Origin of the sequence: Pseudomonas sp. 2822-17, assembly GCF_002742485.1 — a bacterium.
Taxonomy (GTDB): domain Bacteria; phylum Pseudomonadota; class Gammaproteobacteria; order Pseudomonadales; family Pseudomonadaceae; genus Aquipseudomonas; species Aquipseudomonas cyclaminis.
The window spans coordinates 106,492-125,718 of record NZ_LJRZ01000247.1 but is presented as its reverse complement, the minus strand read 5'-3'; the positions used below and the strand labels follow the sequence as shown (position 1 = coordinate 125,718).

The window sequence follows — 19,227 nt, the reverse complement described above, 5'->3', positions numbered from 1 at the left end:
ATCCCGGCGTGGCGTTTTATTCAACAATCTTCTCTGCAATACCCGCCAAGTGCCGGTAAAGTAAGCGCTCTCTTGCCAGGGTGATCGGATGAATAGCGTGCAGCTTTTACGCGGCCAGTTGCGGCCGGTATTGATGGGGTTGTTGATGAGCGTGGCGTGTGTCGCGACCGTACGCGCCGATGAAGGCGTAGCGCTGACCAGCATCGATCAAGTGCCGGATGGCGTGGAAGTGCGTGGCAAGCAGATCGCCGCCTATACCTGGGACGACCGCCAGGGCAAGAACCTGCTGGTGCTGGCTGAACAGGTCAGCGAGCGGGATGACGACGGCACCCAGTCGGCCTTTGTGTATGCCGCCCAGTACCTGATTGACGGCAACCGCCCCAAGCGCGTGTGGATGCTCTACGACGATGTACAGCATTGTGAGTTCGACGCCTCCCTGCGCTTCGATCAGGGCGCAACCAAGGTCACCGACCTGGCCGGCGATGGCATCACCCAGGCCACTGTGGGCTATTCGCGCACCTGCACCAGCGACGTCAGCCCCAATGAGTTCAAGCTGATCATGCACGTGGGCAAGTCGCAGAAGTACCGTTTGCGCGGTGTCGACCGCTACGGCGCCGCGTGGTGGGATGAAGAGGCCGGGGCACTGCGCGGTATGCCGCTGCCCAAGGATTGCAGCATCGCCGGGCAACAGGCGCTGGTCAGCCAGTACAAGGAGCAGGGCACCGAATTGCCATTGCCGGGTTGCTATGGCGATGAGAAGGATTTCGCCAAGGCGCCCGAGGCGTATCTCACGTTCATGCGCCAGCATTGGTTCGCACTGATGCAGAAGCAGGACGCCGAGTGGAGCCAGGCCCAGACCCAGCCCCAGGAACCCACCGAGGATGAAGAAACCGCCCCGTGATTTGGTAAGAGGGGCCGCCCTGCGCTAGACTCGGCCCTCGCCAATTCACTAAATACCTCGATTAAACAATGGCTTGTTCGAGGTATTTAATCCAAAGGCTGATCTATTTTGTCTGAGTCTATCCGCAATCCGCTGACCCTCTACCTCACCCGTTTGGCACCTTCCAGCCAACTGACCATGCGCTATGTGCTGCAGGACGCTGCCGACCGCCTGGGCTTCGAGGACATCAACCTTGAAGACATCGACTGGCACCTGCTGCAACCTGAACATGTCATCGCCCTGGTGGCGGCCTTGCGCGAAGACGGCTACGCGCCGAATACCTCATCGTTGTATGTCAACGCGGTGCGCGGGGTGATGAATGAAGCCTGGCGCATGAGCCTGATCAGCCAGGAACATTTGTTGAAAATGCGCACGGTCAAACCCGCGCCCGGTACACGGCTGGGCCAAGGCCGCAACCTGCGGCGCACGCTGATCCGCGAAATGATGGAAGTCTGCGCCGCTGACCCTCGACCACAGGGGCTGCGTGATGCGGCGGTGATCGGCATTCTCTACGGCTCTGGGATGCGCAAGTCGGAATCGGTCAACCTTGACCTGTCACAGATCAATTTCGACGAACGCAGTTTGCGGGTAACCGGCAAAGGCAACAAAGAACTGATCAAGTACGCGCCGGACTGGGCTTTTGCCAAGCTGCAGGCGTGGTTGGCGTTTCGGCGCGAGCAACTGAAAGAGGGTGAGCAGGACGACAGTTTCCTGTTCAATCGCATCCGTCGGGGCAGCCATATCACTCGGGAACGCATCACCAAACATGCGATTTACTACATTGCCCGGCAACGCGGGGAGCAGGTGGGGGTCAAGATCATGCCCCACGATTTTCGCCGTTCGTTCATCACGCGGGTGATCGAGGAACATGACCTGTCGATTGCGCAGAAACTGGCGCATCACACCAATATCCAGACCACCGCCAGCTACGACGTGCGTGACGACAACGAACGCCGTCGAGCCGTAGACCGGTTCGACCTGTAGTGAGCGGGCTTGCACCGCGCCGGGCCGCGAAGCGGCCCCAAAACCTACCGACGCGGTTCCACTGAACAATCTCGGCAGCTTTAGTGGGGCTGCTTCGCAGCCCGGCGCGGGGCAAGCCCGCTCACCACAGCAAGCCCGCTCACCACAGCAAGCTCTCCCTCACCACAAGGATCATGTTCAGCCTTAGAGGATGGGTTTGCCCCCAGTCACCGCGTAGCGTGAACCGGAGATGTAGCTGGCTTCATCCGAAGCAAGCAGCACATATATCGGCGCCACTTCCACCGGTTGGCCCGGACGGCCCAGCGGGGTTTCCTCGCCGAAGTGCTTCACATCGTCATCGGTCATGGTCGCCACGATCAACGGCGTCCAGATTGGCCCTGGCGCGACGCTGTTGACACGAATGCCTTTGCTGCCCAGAAGCTGAGCCAGGCCACCCGTGAAGTTGGCAATCGCGCCCTTGGTGGCGGCGTAGGCCAGCAGCGTCGGTTTGGGCATGTCGGAGTTGACCGAGCTGGTGTTGATGATCGAACTGCCAGCCTTCATATGGGGCAGGGCGGCCTTGCAGATGCGAAACATCGCCGTGATGTTGATATCGAAGGTCTTCACCCATTCCTCGTCCTCGATCTCTTCGAGGGTTTCGTGGGTCATCTGGAACGCGGCGTTATTGACCAGCACATCGATGCGGCCGAACTGTTTGACGGTGTTGTCGACCACTGCCTGGCACTGGGTTTTCTGCGCAAGGTCGCCGGGCAGCAACAGGCACTGTCGACCGGCTTCTTCCACCCAGCGGGCGGTTTCCTTGGCGTCTTCGTGTTCATCCAGATAGGCGATGGCGACATCGGCACCTTCGCGGGCAAACGCAATGGCAACTGCGCGACCGATGCCGCTGTCGGCCCCCGTAATCAGCGCGATCTTGTTGGCCAGACGGCCGGAGCCTTTATAGCTTTGCTCACCACAGTCGGGGTACGGGTCCATTTTCTTCTGAGAGCCGGGGACCGATTGGGCTTGGGGGGCGAAGGGCGGACGTGGATAGTCAGTCATTTCAATCTCCATAGGTTCCAAGGGTGCTATGGAGTTAGTAATTCCGTGGCCGGCGATAGTTGTGCCGGATCCCGCCCAAGCCCGACGAATGGTTGGCGCCTCCCCCTGCCGCAGGCCATCAGGGGGAGGGCGGGGCGCTCGCCAGGTGGGCGGGCAAACGGCGCAATGTCCAGATAACCGTGAGCATCGCCGCGACCGCGCAGAGCGCAATGCCGATGATCATTGGCGCCGGCGTGTGGTCGGCAAAGACACCGACCAGCGTCATGGACACAGCGCCCGTGATCATCTGAATCGCGCCCAGCAAGGCAGAGGCCGAACCCGCCACCGCGCCGTGATCTTCCAGCGCCAGAACGCCGGCCGCCGGCAACAGCAAGCCAAGGAAGCCGAAGCCGATAAACAACAGGGTCATCATCAAGGCCAGGCTATCCACCCACAACGTGGTGAGCGCCAGCAGGAGCATGACAGCCGCCACCGCGGTGACCGACCCGCGAATCAACGGCACCAGGCCGAAGCGGGCACTCAGGCGCGCGGTCAGTTGGCTCATGGCGAAAAATGACGCTGCATTCAGGGCAAAACACAGGCTGAATTGCGTGGGCGTCAGGCCGAAATACTCGATGTACACAAAGGGTGCGCTGCCGATAAATACAAAGAAGGTAGCCAACCCGAAGCCGCTGACCACCGACAAACCGATAAACACTGGATCGCGCAGCAGTGTCCCGTAACTGCTGAAGGCGTTGCCCAGGGTCTTGCCCAGGCGACGCTCGGGCGGGTGGGTTTCGGGCAATTGCACCGCCGTCATGACCATGCACAACAAGGACACCACCGCCAGCACGGCAAACACTTCGCGCCAACTCCAGAGCGCAATCACCACGCTGCCGGCCAGCGGCGCGAGGATTGGCGAGACACTCATCACCAGCATCAGCAACGACATGAGGCGCGCTGCTTCATGACCGGTGTACAGGTCGCGCACGATGGCCCGTGGGATCACCATGCCGGCGCAGGCACCAAACGCTTGCAGCGCCCGAAAACCAATCAGCACTTCGATGGTCGGCGCCAGGGCGCAACCGATACTGCCAATGGCAAAAATCAGCAGGCCGGCATATATCGGTGGTTTACGGCCGAAGACATCGCTGATCGGCCCGTAAAACAGTTGGCACACACCTACAATCACGAAGAACACAGTGAGGCTCATCTGCACGGCGGCGGGCGAAGCGTGCAGGCTGGCACCCAGGGTTGGCAACGCGGGCAGGTAGATGTCGATGGCGAACGGGCCGACGGCGGTGATCAGGCCCAGCAGCAGGGCCAAATGGGCAATACTTCGAGACATGGGCAGTTCCGGGCGGAGCAAGGGACGGCCAGCTTAAGGGATCCGTGCAGATCCGCAAACTTAGGCTTCACTAACCAGCAACTGTTGCCGATAACGTTCATAGCGGTTGGGCTCCCAACCGGCGGTCCAGGTATGGGGATACCCGCATGACGATCAAATTACGCTTGATGCTGTTGATAGCGACCGGAATGCTCACTGCCCTGGTCATGAGCCTGGCCAGTTACCTGGGCAACGCGCGCATGGGCGAGGCGGTGCAGGCCAACGAAGTGAGCATGACGGTGCTGCGCAACCATATGGAAGCCGACATGATGCACGACGCCCTGCGCGCCGACGTGCTGTCGGCCATGCTGGTGGGCTTGGGGAAAAGCACCAGCACCAAGGCCGAGGTCACCAGTTCGCTCAAGGAGCATGCCGAGCACTTTCGCCAGGTGCTGGGCGACAACCTCAAGCTGCCGTTGGATGAAGCCCTCAAAGCCAGCCTGGGAAAAATCAAACCCAGCCTGGATACCTACGTCAGTGCCGGTGAGCGCATCGTCGCGCTGGCCTTGGAAAATCCCGAAGCCGCTCGCGCAGAACTGGACAGTTTCAACACCGCGTTCAGCCACTTGGAAGACCAAATGGCGGCCCTGAGTGAACTGATCGAAACCGAGACCCAGCAGACCGGCGAGGGCACGCGTCAAACCATCAGCACTGCCAACTTCACCCTGGGCACGGTGTTGATTGCCAGCCTGTTGCTGTTGTTGGCTCAAGGCCGCTGGGTCATCCTGAGCATCATGGGGCCGCTGCAAACGGCTAGTCGCATCGCGGCGAGTATCGCCAGGGGCAACTTGAGCGAACCGATTGTCGAACCCAAGCGCAAGGATGAAGCCGGCACGCTGATTCTGAGCCTCGCCACTATGCAGCGAGACTTGCGCGGCATGATCGAAGTGGTGCGCAGCAACGCCCACGGCGTCAATGGCATGAGCGAACAATTGAGCCACGGCTGCCATGAAGTCGCCGGCAGCAGCCAGCAACAAAGCGCGGCCGCCAGCACCATGGCGGCAGCAGCCAGTGAAATGACGGCGAGCATCGAAGAAATCACCCGCCACGCCGGCCGCGCCCTGGACATGGCCAACCAGGCTGAAGCCTTGGCCAAGGATGGTGGCCGAGTCATTCACCAGGTGGTCAAGGACATGGATGGGATTGCCCGTTCGGCGCAGCAATCGGCCCAAGTGATCCGTACGCTGGACAAGGAGTCCGAGGCGATTTTCAGCATTATCCAAGTCATCAAAGGCATCGCCGACCAGACCAACCTGTTGGCCCTCAACGCCGCGATTGAAGCGGCGCGTGCAGGTGAACAAGGCCGGGGTTTTGCCGTGGTCGCCGATGAAGTGCGCAGCCTGGCGGGCCGCACCAGTGCCTCGACCCAGGAAATTGCCAGCATGGTCGCACGTATCCAGCAAAACACCCGGGAGGCGGTGACCAGCATGGAGGAGGGCGTCACACAAGTGGACAAAGGCATGGCAGTGACGGCGGAAGTCGAACGGGCAATCCGCGAGATTCTGCAGGCCACGTTGAACACTACAGAGTTGGTGAATGACATTTCGCGCACTATTGGCGAGCAGAGCCTGGCCAGTAATGAGATCTCGCATCAGGTGGAAATGATCGCCGGCATGTCGGAAAACAACAGCCGCGTGATTGGGCAAACGGCGTCGACCACGGATGAACTGTCCAGTCTGGCGGGTAAATTGTCGCAATCGGTAGACCGTTTTCAGCTTTGACGTGGGCAGGGCCGGAACGCTGTTTATATAACTCAACTAAATAGATATTTAGTTGAGTTATATCATTATTGAATAGTTGAGGCGGCGTCCGGCTAGGGGGTTTTCTTGGCGGCCTCACCGAAAACAACGCGCATATGGACGAAATAACCGACGATTCCCCAGTGTTTGTCGTCGTCACGCACGATCACTTTCTCTTGGACAGTGGTCGTGGCAAACGTCGAGGCGAACTCGATCACTGGGTAATTTCCGGCGGGTGCGCCCGGCATCTGATCGATAAAGCCGATGGCGTTGCTGTTGCGGCGTGCCGGGATCGTTTGCAGTGACCTTGGGCGTATTGTTGTTGAAGCTGATATCGCAGCCACTGAGCAAGCGATGCGAGCGAGAACACCAAGACTGCAAGCAGCTTCATGCAAAATCTCCAAGGCACTGATCGACATCCGTTGCGACGAGTAAAGATGACAGTTGAAGGAATGCCGTCAGGCCGGTGAAAAAGGCTGGAGTGGTGCGTGAATTCTTCAGCCCTACGCCTGGCAGTCAGACACATATAGTTACGCATAATGTATATTATGTTAAACGAGGTGCTATGTTAAAAATGTTCATGAGTCTCGTAAGGCACTGATTCGACATATCTGCATCTGGCATCCATTCTCTCAACGGGCCATGTCCTTCGTGTTCATGGCGAGTCATTGAATGAGGTGGCTGCCGATGAAACTGATTCAGTGCCGTTTCTCTTCAGGTCAGCGTGTTCCGCTGCTCGTGCACGCTGGCAACGCGGAGCCGTTGCCCGTACTCGTTCCGTTCATCTACGTCCAACTCAGACTCAGGCACCGGGCTTACAATACGGCGGCGGCACATCTGCGCGCGATCCAGGCTTTCTATAGCTATGCCAAAAGCCGTGACCTCAATATTGATGACGCCATCTTGGCCTGCCAATTCGAATCGATTTTGGCTTTATTGGACGGTTACGCCATTTGGCTCCAAAGCGGCCGTCAAGCCGACAACCTGGTCGCCCGAATCGGCAAAGCTGAAACAGCACCTTTTCCGCAGATCGATCCGCGTACTCGTGACCAGTACCTGCGTTTGCTGAAGCTATACCTGTCCTGGTGTGTCACCCGATACATCCCGCGCGCTCGTCAAAATTCAACCACCCTGGCTAACATCGAGGTTGTATTTGCAGATGTCGCCGACGTCATTGAGCGGCGCTTTGAGAGCCATATCATCAACGTTCGGCAGGACCGCGCTCGTTACCGCAGCCTGACGGATACGCAACTCCAGATCATTCGCACATTGATTCGCCCCGGCGCTACGGAGAACCCGTTCCCGGAAAGGCTGCAGCTGCGCAATTGGCTAATGATTGAATTACTACTGGAGACCGGTATGCGCCGAGGGGAGCTTCTCAAGCTCTACACCACCGATGTCAATGAGGGTTCTCAGCATGCCTATGTCAGCATCAATGACCGCGAACATGATCCCGGCGACCCGCGCGCTGAAGAGCCTGCGCTGAAAACACACGGACGGACAGTAGGTATCTCCGCGCAGTTGTATGAAGTCTACGAGCGTTATATCCAGGGCGAGCGACGCCCCCTGCGTAATGGCAAACCAATGAAATTGCTGTACCGCTATTTGTTCATCTCTGACCGAGGTCGCCCGCTGTCGATCCGCGCGTTGTCTAACGTCCTTGATCGGCTGTTTCTGACCATTGAACTGGCTCATCCGGGGTTATTGCCTACACTTTCCGCGCATGACTTTCGCCACACCTTTGCCGACCGGTTTTTGGCTTACCTGGTCGAGAAGCGTGGGTATGACCTCGAGCGGGCCATCCCACACAGTTGACGCGAGGCGATTTTGATCGCGTCGTAAGATTTCTCCGCGAGAGTGGTTACAAGAATCTCTACGACGCGACCTCTCATCTTCAAGTAGTAGCGGATACGATTGATAGTCAGCAATTAACCGAGATCGCCATCCATTTTGAGCATGATGCAAAACCAGACAAGCGCCGTCACGATTACATTTCATTGCACGATCCTGATCGCGCGGTAAAACAACGTAAATCTGATGACAGGTTGCCTTCTCGCGAGGCGATGGAGGCCTACGCCTTATGTTCGAACAACCCACTTAATGAGGGCGAAGAAATCTTGCTGCGCGTGATCGATTTGCTGATCGCGACCGGGCAAAGGGGCAATGAGGTAGCAGTAATACCCTATGACTGTTGGGTCGAGAGACCAATAAAAGGGCCGACAGGTGAGGTGGTTGTAGATGCCAATGGCAGGCCTCTGGTCGAATGCGGGATCAGGTACTTTGCGGAAAAGCAATTTCAATCCCGTGTTCATTGGTTCGCAGAAAGCGACGTTCCTTTAGCCAGGCGTGCGGTCGAACGTTTGAAGGTGCTGACGCAAGAGCAACGAGAAATCGCTAAGTGGCAAGAGGCCCATCCAGGCCGTCTCTGGGATTACTCTCCGCAGACGGCAATGTCAGAGGTTGAAGTTCTGCGTTGGCTCGGGTTTAGCCAGAACCGAGACACAGCTAGGAATCTACGTGTGTATTTCGCTCGACACGGAATTCATCCTCATCGATCCAAGGAGATTAACCGCAGATATTTGGCAGGTGATATTGAGCACATGCTCGTTCCGAAGCTTCATAGCCATGCAGTATTAACAGAAAATGTGGGGGGCACGCTTCATATTGTCCTTAAAACCAGCGAGACGCTTGCTATCGCTTTTGATGGTCAATTCCGCCTGGGTGGACGGGAAGCAAATGTGTTTCGTGCGATCCCGCGTCGGGTGACCCTTTTGGATATCAATCATGCACTAGGTAACGATGAAAAGTACGCGTCCATTTTTTCACGCCGATCATTAACAGAATCCGACGGCGCGCCTATTCGACTGACTAGCCACCAACCTCGACACTGGCGGAACACGATCTACCATTTGACGGGCATGAGCGATGTTCAGCAAGCGCTGGCCTTGGGGCGAAAACGTCTCGACCAAAATACTTATTACCAACACACAAGCGTTGAAGAAAACACCGCTGCCCACCAGGAGTTCTTGGCGTTCAATAGTCATCACGAGCGCATCGATTTATTACATACAGGCATAAGAGATAAACGCATTCAGGGCGCTTTGACCGACAGTTACCATGCTTTGCTATCAGATAAAGGCACAACCACTGCAGAAGCATTCCTCACCGTGCATGCCACGGCGCTGCACGTGACACCCTTTGGAGGTTGCATTCACGATTTCTCCCAAGCGCCCTGCCCTAAGCATCTTCAGTGCTGGAATGGCTGCTCGCATCTCCATCTGATGGGCACTCCATCGGAGCGGGCCAACCTTGAGAAACAAGCCGAGAATCTGACGATGGCAATCACCATCATGCGCGATGCCGGCGCTGGAGAGGCAGGCAGCGATGTATGGCTGGCGGACCAGGAAGACAAGCTCAACAATTTAAAATCCGTCCTCGCACGCGATACCAATGTAGGTGTGCAACGCGTGTTTCCAAATGGGCATCCAATGACGGTTGCGGACACGGACAAACGACACAGCTCTGTTTCAGATGATTAGAGGCGACCATGGCGCAACGACAGACCTTGAGGGGCGGCACCTTGGACGAAGCAATCGATGCCCTCCTCGCTCAAATGATTAGCTTAGGGCTGGAGCTCGCGCCTATTTCACGCCCCGAAGTGCAGCGTCGATTGGGCCTGACGAGCCGCGCTACCCTAGTAGGTGATCGTGGGCGGCGAATCGAGTCCGCCCGCATCGCACAGCTAAAGGAGAGCGGGAGGGATCCAGACGGTGCCCGTCGCCGCAGAAGTCTCGAAGAGCGTATTGCTCATCTGCAGGCGGAGAATGCCGACTTGATAAAGCAGCGAGATCAGCTCTATGAAGCACTGTCGACGATTGCGCATAACTGCCTGCTTAAAGGGTTGGATGTCGAGAACATACTGTGCCCATTGCGAAAGCGGTAAGTGGCCGAAAGGTTGCAATCGCCACTGGCCGACGTAGCGGGCGTGTAAATTTGCCTAACCGCTAGAGCATCGGAAGGTGTTCTTAAGCGTTCGAGCGTGTTGCGCTCACGTTCGCCGAGATGCTGGTGTGGCCGAAAAAATGATACGAGGACTTTGCAAGTCGGAGCTGCAGGATCCCAAGTCCTCAGTGTAGATATGCCCTCCCTCCAGGCTATACACGTAGGCCGCCCCCGCCCTGATGTCATCCACCGTTTCGCGCAACTCTAATAGCCTCTCCATCTTCCACCCATCACTTCCGTTCAGATAACCCGGGGAAACCAACTGCACATCCGACAGCCTGATGTCTGCTCCTTGTTCATTAAGTAACTGCTCAAGCGCTGAAATACTGGGAATCAGAACCATGCTAGTCAACGTTTCACTTCCTTGTTGTCGACCTACTTTGACGTAAAACCAGGGACAATGAGTGGTCTGCTCAACGTACTGCCAGTACTGGGTAGAGTCATCACCCAGATAAGCGCCGAGGAAAATCTCTGCTGGTTTGTGAGTGATGAACATAGCGCCATCCCAAAAGTGAACACTATAGATTGTAGCCCTATAGAGCTCTCGAAGGCTTCATCGTTCCTTTTGCGAGGTCGGCAATATGGAACTGAAACAGGCATTTGGCGCGGCCCTGAAAAAGCTGAGATCGGAGAGGAAGCTTTCCCAGGAAGATTTCTCCGACGTGAGTAGTCGTACCTATCTCAGCACCCTAGAGCGCGGTCTGAAGAGCCCTACGATCGAGAAGGTAGACGAGCTGGCAACTGTAATGGACGTTCATCCGCTGACCATACTCGTAGGCTGTTATCTGCTTCAGGACAACCCGATGTCCCTCGACGAGCTGTTTTCTCGAATTCGAACGGAACTGCCAAGCGATATGAAATGAACATCTGACGGATTACGTTCCATAAGCAAAGGGGATCAACGGAAGACTGCGGGTTGTAAGGCTTGTGCTAGCATCCAATTTGATCCGAAGATCGAGGTCAGCAGCGATGAAGCACCCAGTTCAGCCGGAAAATAGCCTCTCTGAAATTTTGGAAGGTAAACGCAAACGTCGTGATGCGTTAATGCTTGCTATTAGCCTTGCGTCGCCGTCCGAGCTAGAAGGATCTGCTCAGCGTTTGAAAGAGGTGATGAAGAAACCTGCTGGAGCGCGCCGTCAGCGCATTCCCCCACCAGAGTTCGCACGATAGGCGAAAGTACGATTTCTGCCTCTTTGAACAACAGCGCTACCGTGTCGATCGTCGGTGTCAGCCCCGTACCGTGGATTACCAACGTTGATGACCATATCTACCGCAGTTATTGCCTATAGCCCTCGTGCCAACTGACATGCTCACGCTCCCTTTTGGTTCTCGGCGCAGGTTCATGTCCGTTTAGTGTGGCGGCTGACCAGTAGGCCGTCGTCCCGCAAGCGTGCGAAAGGCAGCAGCCAATTCATGATTGTTTCTTGATCATTAGTGCTACCACAGGAATCGGATTCATCGAGCAATTCGAGCATCGCGCGAAATGCATAATCGACGACATGGCAGTTAGAAACGACACGCCCAGAATCGACGTGATGATGAATCATTTCAATGAGCTGGGCATGATCGTCTGGGCGATCGTCTAAGCTTAAGGACGAAGCCACATATGCTGGAAAGCCACGCTTTCGGACCGCGACTATGGCGATGGCCCTGTATAGGTTTTCCACATCTTGCTGGCAAATGTAGGGCCCTGCAGCCCCGATCGAAGCAGATGTAAAGAAATACTGTAAGGCTTCTACCCCACGCAGTATGTCAGTGTTCCAACGACCATGATCTAGAAGTGATGGCTCCCTAGCATCCCGTGCGACGAAGATATTATCTAGGTGCCTTGAGAACTCCTCTGCTTGTTTGGAATGCAGAAATCGCTTCCACCAGGAGCCAAATTCACGCCTAAACACCCGTTGCTTTACCTCGGGAAGCAATGTTTCATTCAACCAGCGAAAAGTGAACTCACAAGGCCACCATCTTTTCGGCGAAGGGGACCTGTACGTGAGATCATCCGGCGCCCATAGCAGCTTAACCCTGTTACCGGACGTAAACTCCTCCTCTTTTGAAGCGCTAATTAAACAGTGATAACCGGCGTCGAATTCTGCAGTAGCAGACTGATGGCACGATTTAAGAAACTCCGCATGGCCGTCGAATATGTGCCAAGGTGTAGAGCCATTCGCATAATCGTGCTCCTCGGTGAATCGTCCGATCTCTCTCCAGACATCTTCACGTATGGAAGCAATGACAACTCTATGCGACCCACTCCAATCCAAAAATGGAAAATCTACAGCTGACCAATTGCTTTCGATGGCCTTTAGCGCATCGCGCATGACATTGGTTAAGAGATCAGATATATCGGCTAGTTCTTGGACAATCTCTTCTTGGAGAGTCAGCCGGCAATTAGGTAGGTCGATCAGGTAATGGTTGGGCTCGCCTGGCATCTTTCCAATGATGAAGGTACGAGCTTTGCTCGACAGGGGCGCCCCTGCTGCAAAAAGAAAGCACTTCAGGAGCCAATCGTGACTCACCGTAATCGTGACTCCCTTTAAATCCTCTTGGTGGAAGTCAAAAGCGGCGGATGCTTTGGAAGATATTTGGTCAGGCAGGAACACACTAACTGAGAACCATGGCCCACTATAAAACCAATGCCGGCCGGTATGACTGACTTTCCGGAACGCGTCTATGGAAAAAGACAACTCCCCTGTCATTCGATGGGCGGAGGGTATTGTCGATCCAGCCGGTAGGTTACTGCCACCCGAAATGCTGTCGAGTAGCCAGCCCGATTTTTCAATGAACTCTCTGGCCTTCTGTGCGACTCGCTCCCTGGGATCGAAGACTGCTTTTGAGACAGCATCGAGAAACCCGCTACGTTCCATCCACAAATTGCCGAACGTCTCGACGTGCGCCCCTGGAAAAAACTTTGATAGCAGATCCGGATAAGACTGGGTTTTCTGTGTCAGGTGGTGAGCCGTCCAAAGTTCGCCTTCAACTCCACATTGCCTTAAGCGTTTTCTTTCGATATCCCAACGTCTTGCCAGAGGCTCGCCAAGGTCCTCTTGTGCCAAAATAAGCGTAAATGATCGAGTATCTTTCTTCCATTGACCTTGAAGAAATCGATCAATTGCCTCGGTTAGTCGTGTCGAATCGAATTTCTTCCAAGCCTTGCACTCGTACACATTAAGCTTGTCGATAAAGCGTTCATCATAAGCAAAAAGATCAATACCGCCCTGCTCAGCTCCATTTTTACCGAGCCTTTGACAGCCATGCAGCGATTGCTCCTTGGTCAGCAGCGACCAACAGAACTGTTCGAAAGTAGCCGCCGGCATCCTGGCGAAGTCGAGCAGAAACTCACCGCGATGAAGTACGCGTTCGACTGATTTGACCGCTGCCTCTGCGTGAAGATGATCGGGCCATTCTTGGGGTAATTCTTCATGGACTTGAGAACTATCCGCAAATTTGTACGATTGCCCCTGACTTGAAAAATTCAAAATACATTTCCGAATGTGTTTTCGGCCAAAATCTTGGCGGGATTTCAATCATGCTGCTAGCCGGTGCGTGCCGCGCGGCACCGCGACAATTAGCCCCAATAACTTCCTGGCCATTTATACATTGTACTTTATAGTATGGCTCGTTGATGCTGACATGTGTTCAGTGCCAAACTTCCAGAAGCTACCAGCATCATGAATTGCCTCCACAACAAGATGAGTATAGTTTTTTCTTAGAGCTCTTTTAAATATTTCATTGCTAGGGATCTCGGCATCCACATAGTCAATATTGAGAGTTGGTTTAAAGTAATTTATTAGGCTCATTTCCACAAGAGAAATCGCGTCCTCAGCAGATACATCGCTAGTGTAATTACGCTCTAAGTGCATGCTTCCGTCAGGCAGATTTTTTTTGATTATTTTGTCACTATCAAATTGAAATGCATACAGGTAAATATCGGAATCATCATCCAGCTCCGCTAGAGCCTGTTGTATTTTTTCATGCTTATATATTCTGTCCACGAGTGATGATGATTTTCCTATATAAGCAATTCTAGGGTGGTCCCTTGCAATAATTCCATATGCGGATATGATGCTGTGAATTGGAATTATAGCATCATTAGCTTGCCCGTCAGGAGTGTAAAGTCTTAATGCGACATTCTTTGTTGTCTGCTTTTCTGGAATCAACGACAAACCAATTATTGGTAGCTCCCCAGGTTCAGCTAGCAATCGCTTATAGTCATCTATATCTTCGACAGACCTCATGTGCTTTTGGAGCCTTCCTGTATCGATATAAATCTTTTTGAACATTTCTCCCAAATCAATGAATAGCGGTGCCGCATCAATCGTCTCCCTTATCACTTCCCCATCGCACAGTCTAAAATCAATTCGCAATCTTCCTTTGCTTGATAACTTTATTTTCTTGGGGTCAACACGAATCTTTCCTCTTTCAGCTATAAAATAAATATTGCCTTTTTCAATGTGCTCAAGATTTTTTAGAATTTTTCTGTTTTTGTCGTACAGCTGCTCAGGCTTGAAAAATATTGACTGAGTCAAGTGAGCATTGAAATATATTTCGTCCATATAAGCTTTAGTTCCCTGCTTCTATAATGATAATCGATTTAAAGTCCGACACTGCGTAAGTGGCGTGCCGGTGTATTACTGGAAATTTTTTGATTTACGCCGCTTATGCTTCCCCGCTGCCCAGAGTATGAAATCCAGAGCTTTATGCTCAGAAACCTCACTCTCAGCGCAGCCAAATTTTGATCGAAACTGAGTTCTCACCGATCTGAGCGAATCGTCCTCTATGATCCGTCCATAGATGGTCTGCAGTTTTGAATAAAAGCTAAGGTTCGCGTCCAGGCGCGCTTCAAACATTTTGTTGTGGTGCGGTGCCCGGAAACCGAAAATCGAGGCCACTTCTGAATCATAGATAGGTAGGTGTGGCGATATGGTCGCAGCGAGTTTGGTGGCGAAGGAAAATTGGAGTGACAGCTGCCCTTTCAGATTTGGATAGTCCCTCAGTTCCGTGGTAATCGCGCCGACATCGGCCCTCCCCTCCAACCTTGCAGAACTCATCAGTTCAAAAAAACGCTTCTTGAAAGCCGCTGTGAGCCCCGCACTGTCCAGCCGATAGAATGACCGAAAAACGAACTGGAACAGTTCATCTTGAGCAGGATCGTAAGTCTTGAAGCGCTCAGATAAGAATCGATATACAGTTACCGCCTCAGTACCCAATTCACCAAGGACTGCCGTCGCTTTATCATCGACCCAAACCAGTTTCTCCATTTCCATTGTCGCTCCTTATCTAGCATGAAGACACGTGGCGTGTCGGGGCAGTGATAACCGAAATAATGCATACACCCCGTACGATGCTGAGAGGCGAGGTATCGTCTTCCAGCCCCTGTAAGCGCTTGGGCGAAGTGTCGATGCCCAAAAGCTACATCCTGTTCACTGCCTATTTGCCGGTCGAGTGCTGCCGGCATGGACTCTTGGGGGGGGCATGCATGCGTTGCGTTCCTTCATCAACGTGTTATGGCCGATCGCCAGCAGCTCATGAGATTACTGGATTGGACAAATCAACACTATCCAATTGAGTCTCGAACATCTGGCGCTCTGCTCTAGCCCTACGTTGCCTATGGCTGACCAACGCTCATCGAAATATTAAAGCCACTAATCTGCCACCAATCTTATAATCTTCAGCTACACATCAACCCCACACGGTATTAATCAGGAAGGAACCAGATGGTTGAGCTACCGCCAGTGGTTTACGAGCAGAGTTGTTCCGTTGGAAAGATTCGCCATCAATTGCATCCGGCGGTCGTCACTCGTGTGACCAACGAGACGCTCATACCTATTTCTCCCAGAATCAGAGAGCGTTTGTGGTCGCTGGACAATGGCAGTCGTGTTTTGATCACAGAGCGCGCGAGTGTCGCGCTGCCTGAAGGGGTGGATGGGATCATTCAGCTCCGACAAAACAAGTATGTCTGGAGAGCTCATCGCCTCTTAAATGACCTAAAAATCAGGCTTGAAGAGTTGTCCTTGGCTGACTTGGCGAAGGAAGCAGCAGACAGCTGGCAGAATCAGGTCTCGTACCGTGCTGAGCGGCGGGATGCTTCGGGGCATATACCTGAGGGTCAAGAAGGGCTGCGACCTCCGCAGTTAGGAGCTCTCTTCGCTATCGGGGCTCATTGGAGCCTCGATGCTCAGCCCGCGACAATCGTCATGCCTACGGGAACGGGCAAAACTGAAACGATGCTGGCCACACTGACAGCTCATGGTAAATCGCCGATCTTGGTGGTTGTGCCATGGGACTTGCTGCGTCTCCAGACTGCAAACAAATTCCAAGGCCTGGGGCTGCTGCGCAAACTTGGCGTAGTGCCCAACGACATCATCAACCCCGTGGTTGGAATTATCACCTCTAGGCCAAAAACGGAAGCAGACTTAGAGATATTCACGCAATGTAACGTAGTGGTATCAACGATCGGATCACTGACGTTTGAACTTGACAGCCTCCTACCCGCCGCTATCGCTCAGCGCTGTAAAGCACTGATCTTGGACGAAGCACACCATGTGCCCGCCAAGACGTGGAGCGGATTGAAATCAGCCTTTCGATCGATTCCAACGCTCCAGTTCACGGCAACACCTTTTCGCCGGGACGGAGAATTGGTCGACGGTAAAGTGGTCTTCAACTACCCACTCGCCGCCGCGCAAAGAGACGAATACTTCAAACCTATCCATTTCGAACCAATCTACCAGCCAAGCGGTGGCAGACAGGCAGACCAAGCGATAGCAGTGGCAGCAGTGCACAAACTCCGACAGAATCTTGAGGCAGGTCTCAATCACCTGCTGATGGCTCGCTGTAGCAGCATTGCACGAGCGACTGTTATTGAACATATCTACAGAGGCCTTGCGCCTGACCTTCGACCTGTACTCATACACTCAAAAATCAATGACACCGAGACTCGGCTCGCCAATCTGCGTTCAGGTGCTTCCCGGGTAGTGATTTGTGTCGACATGCTTGGTGAGGGGTTCGACCTGCCTCAATTGAAGATTGCGGCGCTTCATGACAGCCATCGAAGCTTGGCGATTCTGTTGCAATTCATTGGGAGATTTACTCGCGTTGCAGGGCAGGACATTGGTGAAGCTACAGTAGTAGCCAATATCGGAGACCAGGATGTGGCCCATTCGTTGGAGCGCCTCTACAGCGAAGACGCGGACTGGAACCAAGTGTTGAGCGAGCTCAGCTCGAATGCCGTGCGGGAACATAGCGAGCTTGTAGCCTTCCTCCGAGCCTCTAACCGCTTGGATGAGGAAGATGATGCAAACGTGGCGCTATCGCCTCAACTACTCCGACCAGTCTTCAGCACAGCGACCTACAGAGCTCAACAGTTCTTCCCCAACCGCTTCCATCATGGCCTATCCTCAAAACTTCAGGTCAAAGGTGCTTGGCTTAACAGGGAGATGCGTACGCTTTATTTCGTTACCCGGTCCGAGGGACGAGTTCGCTGGACAAACGCCAAAGGCGTACTGGATCGTGAATGGACGTTGTTCGTGCTACACCACAACGAAGAGCTTGGTCTACTGTTCCTCTCTTCCACGGATCACAGCTCTCTGTTTCCGGAGCTAGCACAGCACGTTACAGGCCAAGCCGATCTGCTGCAGGGCGAACGGATGTTCCGAATGCTGGGGCAAATCAACCGCCTGGTGTTCCAGAACATGGGCGTAAAGAAACACGGGCGCAGAAATCTCAGCTACGCAATGTATACCGGCGCAGATGTCGCCGTTGCGCTTGGTCTGGCTGAGCGCAGTGGTTCTGTTAAAAATAATGTCAGCGGTACCGGATGGGAAAATGGCGAAAAAGTCTCAGTCGGGTGTTCGTACAAAGGCCGGGTCTGGTCTCGAGAGCAAGGCTCCATTCCAGAGTTCGTACGGTGGTGTGCAGGGGTAGGCGCCAAGCTTCTGGACGATAGCATCGTAGTTGATGACATCATTGCGAACGTTCTGATTCCTACGGAGGTGGCTGGGTTTCCGAATGACAAGATCGTGCTCACAGTCGAATGGCCAGCCGAGATTATTGGCATTGCTGAAGACCGAGTGGTGCTGATCACCCCAGCCTTTCCGACCGGCCTCCCGATTACCTTCGTCGACTTGCGCTACATCGATGTTGCGGCTAACAACATGCGGTTTTCATTGGCCAGCGACGAAACGGGCGACTTCGCCGAGTTTACACTCACGGTCGGAGGCGAAAATGGTTACTCCGTAACGCAGACTGCAGGTGACCCTGTCGAACTAACTATAGGTAGAAGCTCGGGGACATTAAGCCAGTATTTGAGCGAGTACCCTCCTCTGGTACGTTTCGTCGACCTGACCGAGTTGGACGGCAACATGCTCATCCAGCCCCAAGACCCAAGGCATCTGCAGATCGGAGAAGAACGATTCGAGGCCTGGGATTGGACAGGAGTCGACTTCACCAAAGAATCTTATTGGAAGGATGATCTTGCCCGAGTCGACTCTGTCCAGTGGAAGGCCGCTCAACATTTCATCCAAGGTGGGTTTGAGATTGTATTCGATGACGACGGGGCCGGCGAGGCAGCTGACCTGGTATGCCTCAAGGAAGAAAATAATCGCATCCGTCTTACTCTCATACACTGCAAGTATTCGGGTGGAAGGACTTCTGGCGAACGCGTGAAGGATGTCGTCGAGGTCTGCTCGCAGGCGATAAGGTCCGCGAAATGGAAGTGGCGCTTCTCCGAGCTTGGGAAGCACATTCAAGGTCGTGAAGATCGGCTGACGTCATTACAGCGTCCTACCCGTTACCTCGCGGGCAATGGGTTGATGCTCAACGAGTTGATCAAAATGGCACGATTCAAAACGATCGAGGCGGAGATTGTGATCGTCCAGCCAGGCCTCTCGGTACGTGGTCGTACCGCTGACCAGAATTTGGTGCTCGCCGCCGCGGTGGCCTATCTCAAGGAAACGATAGGGTGTGATATGGATATTGTGTGCAGTGAATGAGTCGTAAGGCGTAGATCTATACATCATAGGCGCGAGCCTCCGACGGTATTCAGGGTGAACCATCGTGCTGCATTGAAATCGACAGGAATGGCCATCGTTAAATTCCTTTTCGGATCGGGCTTAAGATGCTGACCTTCCCCATGCATCCATCGCATGGATAGCTAATAC

At 54.1% G+C, this 19,227-nt stretch carries 16 protein-coding genes; 9 read left to right on the top strand and 7 right to left on the bottom strand.

What is annotated here, in order from left to right:
* The first annotated feature begins 88 nt into the window (after positions 1–88).
* Complete coding sequence (locus tag AOA60_RS02305; protein WP_099582970.1) at positions 89–901, top strand: M949_RS01915 family surface polysaccharide biosynthesis protein; 813 nt, start codon at positions 89–91, stop codon at positions 899–901.
* A gap of 108 nt (positions 902–1,009) precedes the next feature.
* A complete protein-coding gene (gene xerC / locus AOA60_RS02300) occupies positions 1,010–1,924 on the top strand; it encodes a tyrosine recombinase XerC (RefSeq protein WP_099582969.1) in 915 nt (304 codons plus the stop codon).
* 183 nt (positions 1,925–2,107) lie between these two features.
* Here xerC and AOA60_RS02295 read toward each other — a convergent pair whose 3' ends face one another.
* Both AOA60_RS02295 and AOA60_RS02290 read right to left on the bottom strand, forming a co-directional pair.
* A complete protein-coding gene (locus tag AOA60_RS02295; protein ID WP_099582967.1) occupies positions 2,108–2,965 on the bottom strand; it encodes a glucose 1-dehydrogenase in 858 nt (285 codons plus the stop codon).
* Between the two features lie 118 nt (positions 2,966–3,083).
* Positions 3,084–4,292 carry a multidrug effflux MFS transporter gene (locus tag AOA60_RS02290; RefSeq protein ID WP_099582965.1) on the bottom strand — a complete coding sequence of 403 codons (1,209 nt, stop codon included), beginning with the start codon at positions 4,290–4,292 and terminating at the stop codon, positions 3,084–3,086.
* Positions 4,293–4,438: 146 nt separating this feature from the next.
* Here AOA60_RS02290 and AOA60_RS02285 point away from each other — a divergent pair, with 146 nt between their 5' ends.
* Positions 4,439–6,052 carry a methyl-accepting chemotaxis protein gene (locus AOA60_RS02285; protein ID WP_099582964.1) on the top strand — a complete coding sequence of 538 codons (1,614 nt, stop codon included), beginning with the start codon at positions 4,439–4,441 and terminating at the stop codon, positions 6,050–6,052.
* A 92-nt stretch (positions 6,053–6,144) separates the two neighbouring features.
* Here the strand turns inward: AOA60_RS02285 and AOA60_RS02280 are convergent, their stop codons facing one another.
* Positions 6,145–6,489, bottom strand: coding sequence for a DUF4019 domain-containing protein (locus AOA60_RS02280; protein WP_256592794.1), 345 nt, complete (start codon positions 6,487–6,489; stop codon positions 6,145–6,147).
* A 268-nt stretch (positions 6,490–6,757) separates the two neighbouring features.
* On the opposite strand from AOA60_RS02280, the gene AOA60_RS02275 reads away from it, so the two are divergent.
* The 3 genes from AOA60_RS02275 to AOA60_RS02265 are packed head-to-tail and all read left to right on the top strand — an operon-like array spanning position 6,758 to position 10,013.
* Entirely contained in the window at positions 6,758–7,885 is a 1,128-nt protein-coding gene (locus tag AOA60_RS02275; protein ID WP_099582962.1) for a site-specific integrase, read from the top strand.
* Positions 7,882–9,609 carry a hypothetical protein gene (locus tag AOA60_RS02270; RefSeq protein ID WP_256592793.1) on the top strand — a complete coding sequence of 576 codons (1,728 nt, stop codon included), beginning with the start codon at positions 7,882–7,884 and terminating at the stop codon, positions 9,607–9,609. Before AOA60_RS02275 ends, AOA60_RS02270 begins: the two co-directional genes overlap by 4 nt.
* An 8-nt stretch (positions 9,610–9,617) precedes the next feature.
* A complete protein-coding gene (locus AOA60_RS02265) occupies positions 9,618–10,013 on the top strand; it encodes a hypothetical protein (RefSeq protein ID WP_099582960.1) in 396 nt (131 codons plus the stop codon).
* Between the two features lie 105 nt (positions 10,014–10,118).
* On the opposite strand, the gene AOA60_RS02260 is transcribed toward AOA60_RS02265, so the two are convergent.
* On the bottom strand, positions 10,119–10,568 hold the full coding sequence (locus AOA60_RS02260; protein ID WP_099582958.1) for a hypothetical protein: 450 nt from the start codon (positions 10,566–10,568) through the stop codon (positions 10,119–10,121).
* 85 nt (positions 10,569–10,653) lie between these two features.
* Between AOA60_RS02260 and AOA60_RS02255 the strand changes: the two genes are divergently transcribed.
* Positions 10,654–10,935 carry a helix-turn-helix domain-containing protein gene (locus AOA60_RS02255; RefSeq protein WP_099582956.1) on the top strand — a complete coding sequence of 94 codons (282 nt, stop codon included), beginning with the start codon at positions 10,654–10,656 and terminating at the stop codon, positions 10,933–10,935.
* Positions 10,936–11,041: 106 nt separating this feature from the next.
* Positions 11,042–11,242, top strand: coding sequence for a hypothetical protein (locus AOA60_RS32125; RefSeq protein ID WP_143522364.1), 201 nt, complete (start codon positions 11,042–11,044; stop codon positions 11,240–11,242).
* A gap of 170 nt (positions 11,243–11,412) precedes the next feature.
* On the opposite strand, the gene AOA60_RS02250 is transcribed toward AOA60_RS32125, so the two are convergent.
* From AOA60_RS02250 to AOA60_RS02240, 3 genes are all read right to left on the bottom strand, one after another.
* Complete coding sequence (locus tag AOA60_RS02250) at positions 11,413–13,596, bottom strand: hypothetical protein (protein WP_143522363.1); 2,184 nt, start codon at positions 13,594–13,596, stop codon at positions 11,413–11,415.
* Between the two features lie 66 nt (positions 13,597–13,662).
* A complete protein-coding gene (locus AOA60_RS02245) occupies positions 13,663–14,625 on the bottom strand; it encodes a hypothetical protein (RefSeq protein ID WP_099582954.1) in 963 nt (320 codons plus the stop codon).
* Between the two features lie 75 nt (positions 14,626–14,700).
* Positions 14,701–15,336, bottom strand: a complete 636-nt coding sequence (locus tag AOA60_RS02240; RefSeq protein ID WP_099582953.1) for a hypothetical protein — start codon at positions 15,334–15,336, stop codon at positions 14,701–14,703.
* Between the two features lie 450 nt (positions 15,337–15,786).
* On the opposite strand from AOA60_RS02240, the gene AOA60_RS02235 reads away from it, so the two are divergent.
* Positions 15,787–19,059 carry a DEAD/DEAH box helicase gene (locus AOA60_RS02235; protein ID WP_099582951.1) on the top strand — a complete coding sequence of 1,091 codons (3,273 nt, stop codon included), beginning with the start codon at positions 15,787–15,789 and terminating at the stop codon, positions 19,057–19,059.
* The last annotated feature ends 168 nt before the right edge of the window (positions 19,060–19,227 follow it).

Excerpts from the sequence above, each read along its gene's own strand:
- AOA60_RS32125 (WP_143522364.1), top strand. The coding sequence starts at position 11,042 with ATGAAGCACCCAGTTCAGCCGGAAAATAGCCTCTCTGAAATTTTGGAA.
- AOA60_RS02280 (WP_256592794.1), bottom strand. The coding sequence starts at position 6,489 with ATGTCGATCAGTGCCTTGGAGATTTTGCATGAAGCTGCTTGCAGTCTT.
- AOA60_RS02255 (WP_099582956.1), top strand. The coding sequence starts at position 10,654 with ATGGAACTGAAACAGGCATTTGGCGCGGCCCTGAAAAAGCTGAGATCG.
- AOA60_RS02275 (WP_099582962.1), top strand. The coding sequence starts at position 6,758 with ATGAAACTGATTCAGTGCCGTTTCTCTTCAGGTCAGCGTGTTCCGCTG.
- AOA60_RS02290 (WP_099582965.1), bottom strand. The coding sequence starts at position 4,292 with ATGTCTCGAAGTATTGCCCATTTGGCCCTGCTGCTGGGCCTGATCACC.
- AOA60_RS02265 (WP_099582960.1), top strand. The coding sequence starts at position 9,618 with ATGGCGCAACGACAGACCTTGAGGGGCGGCACCTTGGACGAAGCAATC.
- AOA60_RS02305 (WP_099582970.1), top strand. The coding sequence starts at position 89 with ATGAATAGCGTGCAGCTTTTACGCGGCCAGTTGCGGCCGGTATTGATG.
- AOA60_RS02240 (WP_099582953.1), bottom strand. The coding sequence starts at position 15,336 with ATGGAAATGGAGAAACTGGTTTGGGTCGATGATAAAGCGACGGCAGTC.
- AOA60_RS02235 (WP_099582951.1), top strand. The coding sequence starts at position 15,787 with ATGGTTGAGCTACCGCCAGTGGTTTACGAGCAGAGTTGTTCCGTTGGA.
- AOA60_RS02245 (WP_099582954.1), bottom strand. The coding sequence starts at position 14,625 with ATGGACGAAATATATTTCAATGCTCACTTGACTCAGTCAATATTTTTC.
- AOA60_RS02260 (WP_099582958.1), bottom strand. The coding sequence starts at position 10,568 with ATGTTCATCACTCACAAACCAGCAGAGATTTTCCTCGGCGCTTATCTG.
- AOA60_RS02295 (WP_099582967.1), bottom strand. The coding sequence starts at position 2,965 with ATGACTGACTATCCACGTCCGCCCTTCGCCCCCCAAGCCCAATCGGTC.
- AOA60_RS02285 (WP_099582964.1), top strand. The coding sequence starts at position 4,439 with ATGACGATCAAATTACGCTTGATGCTGTTGATAGCGACCGGAATGCTC.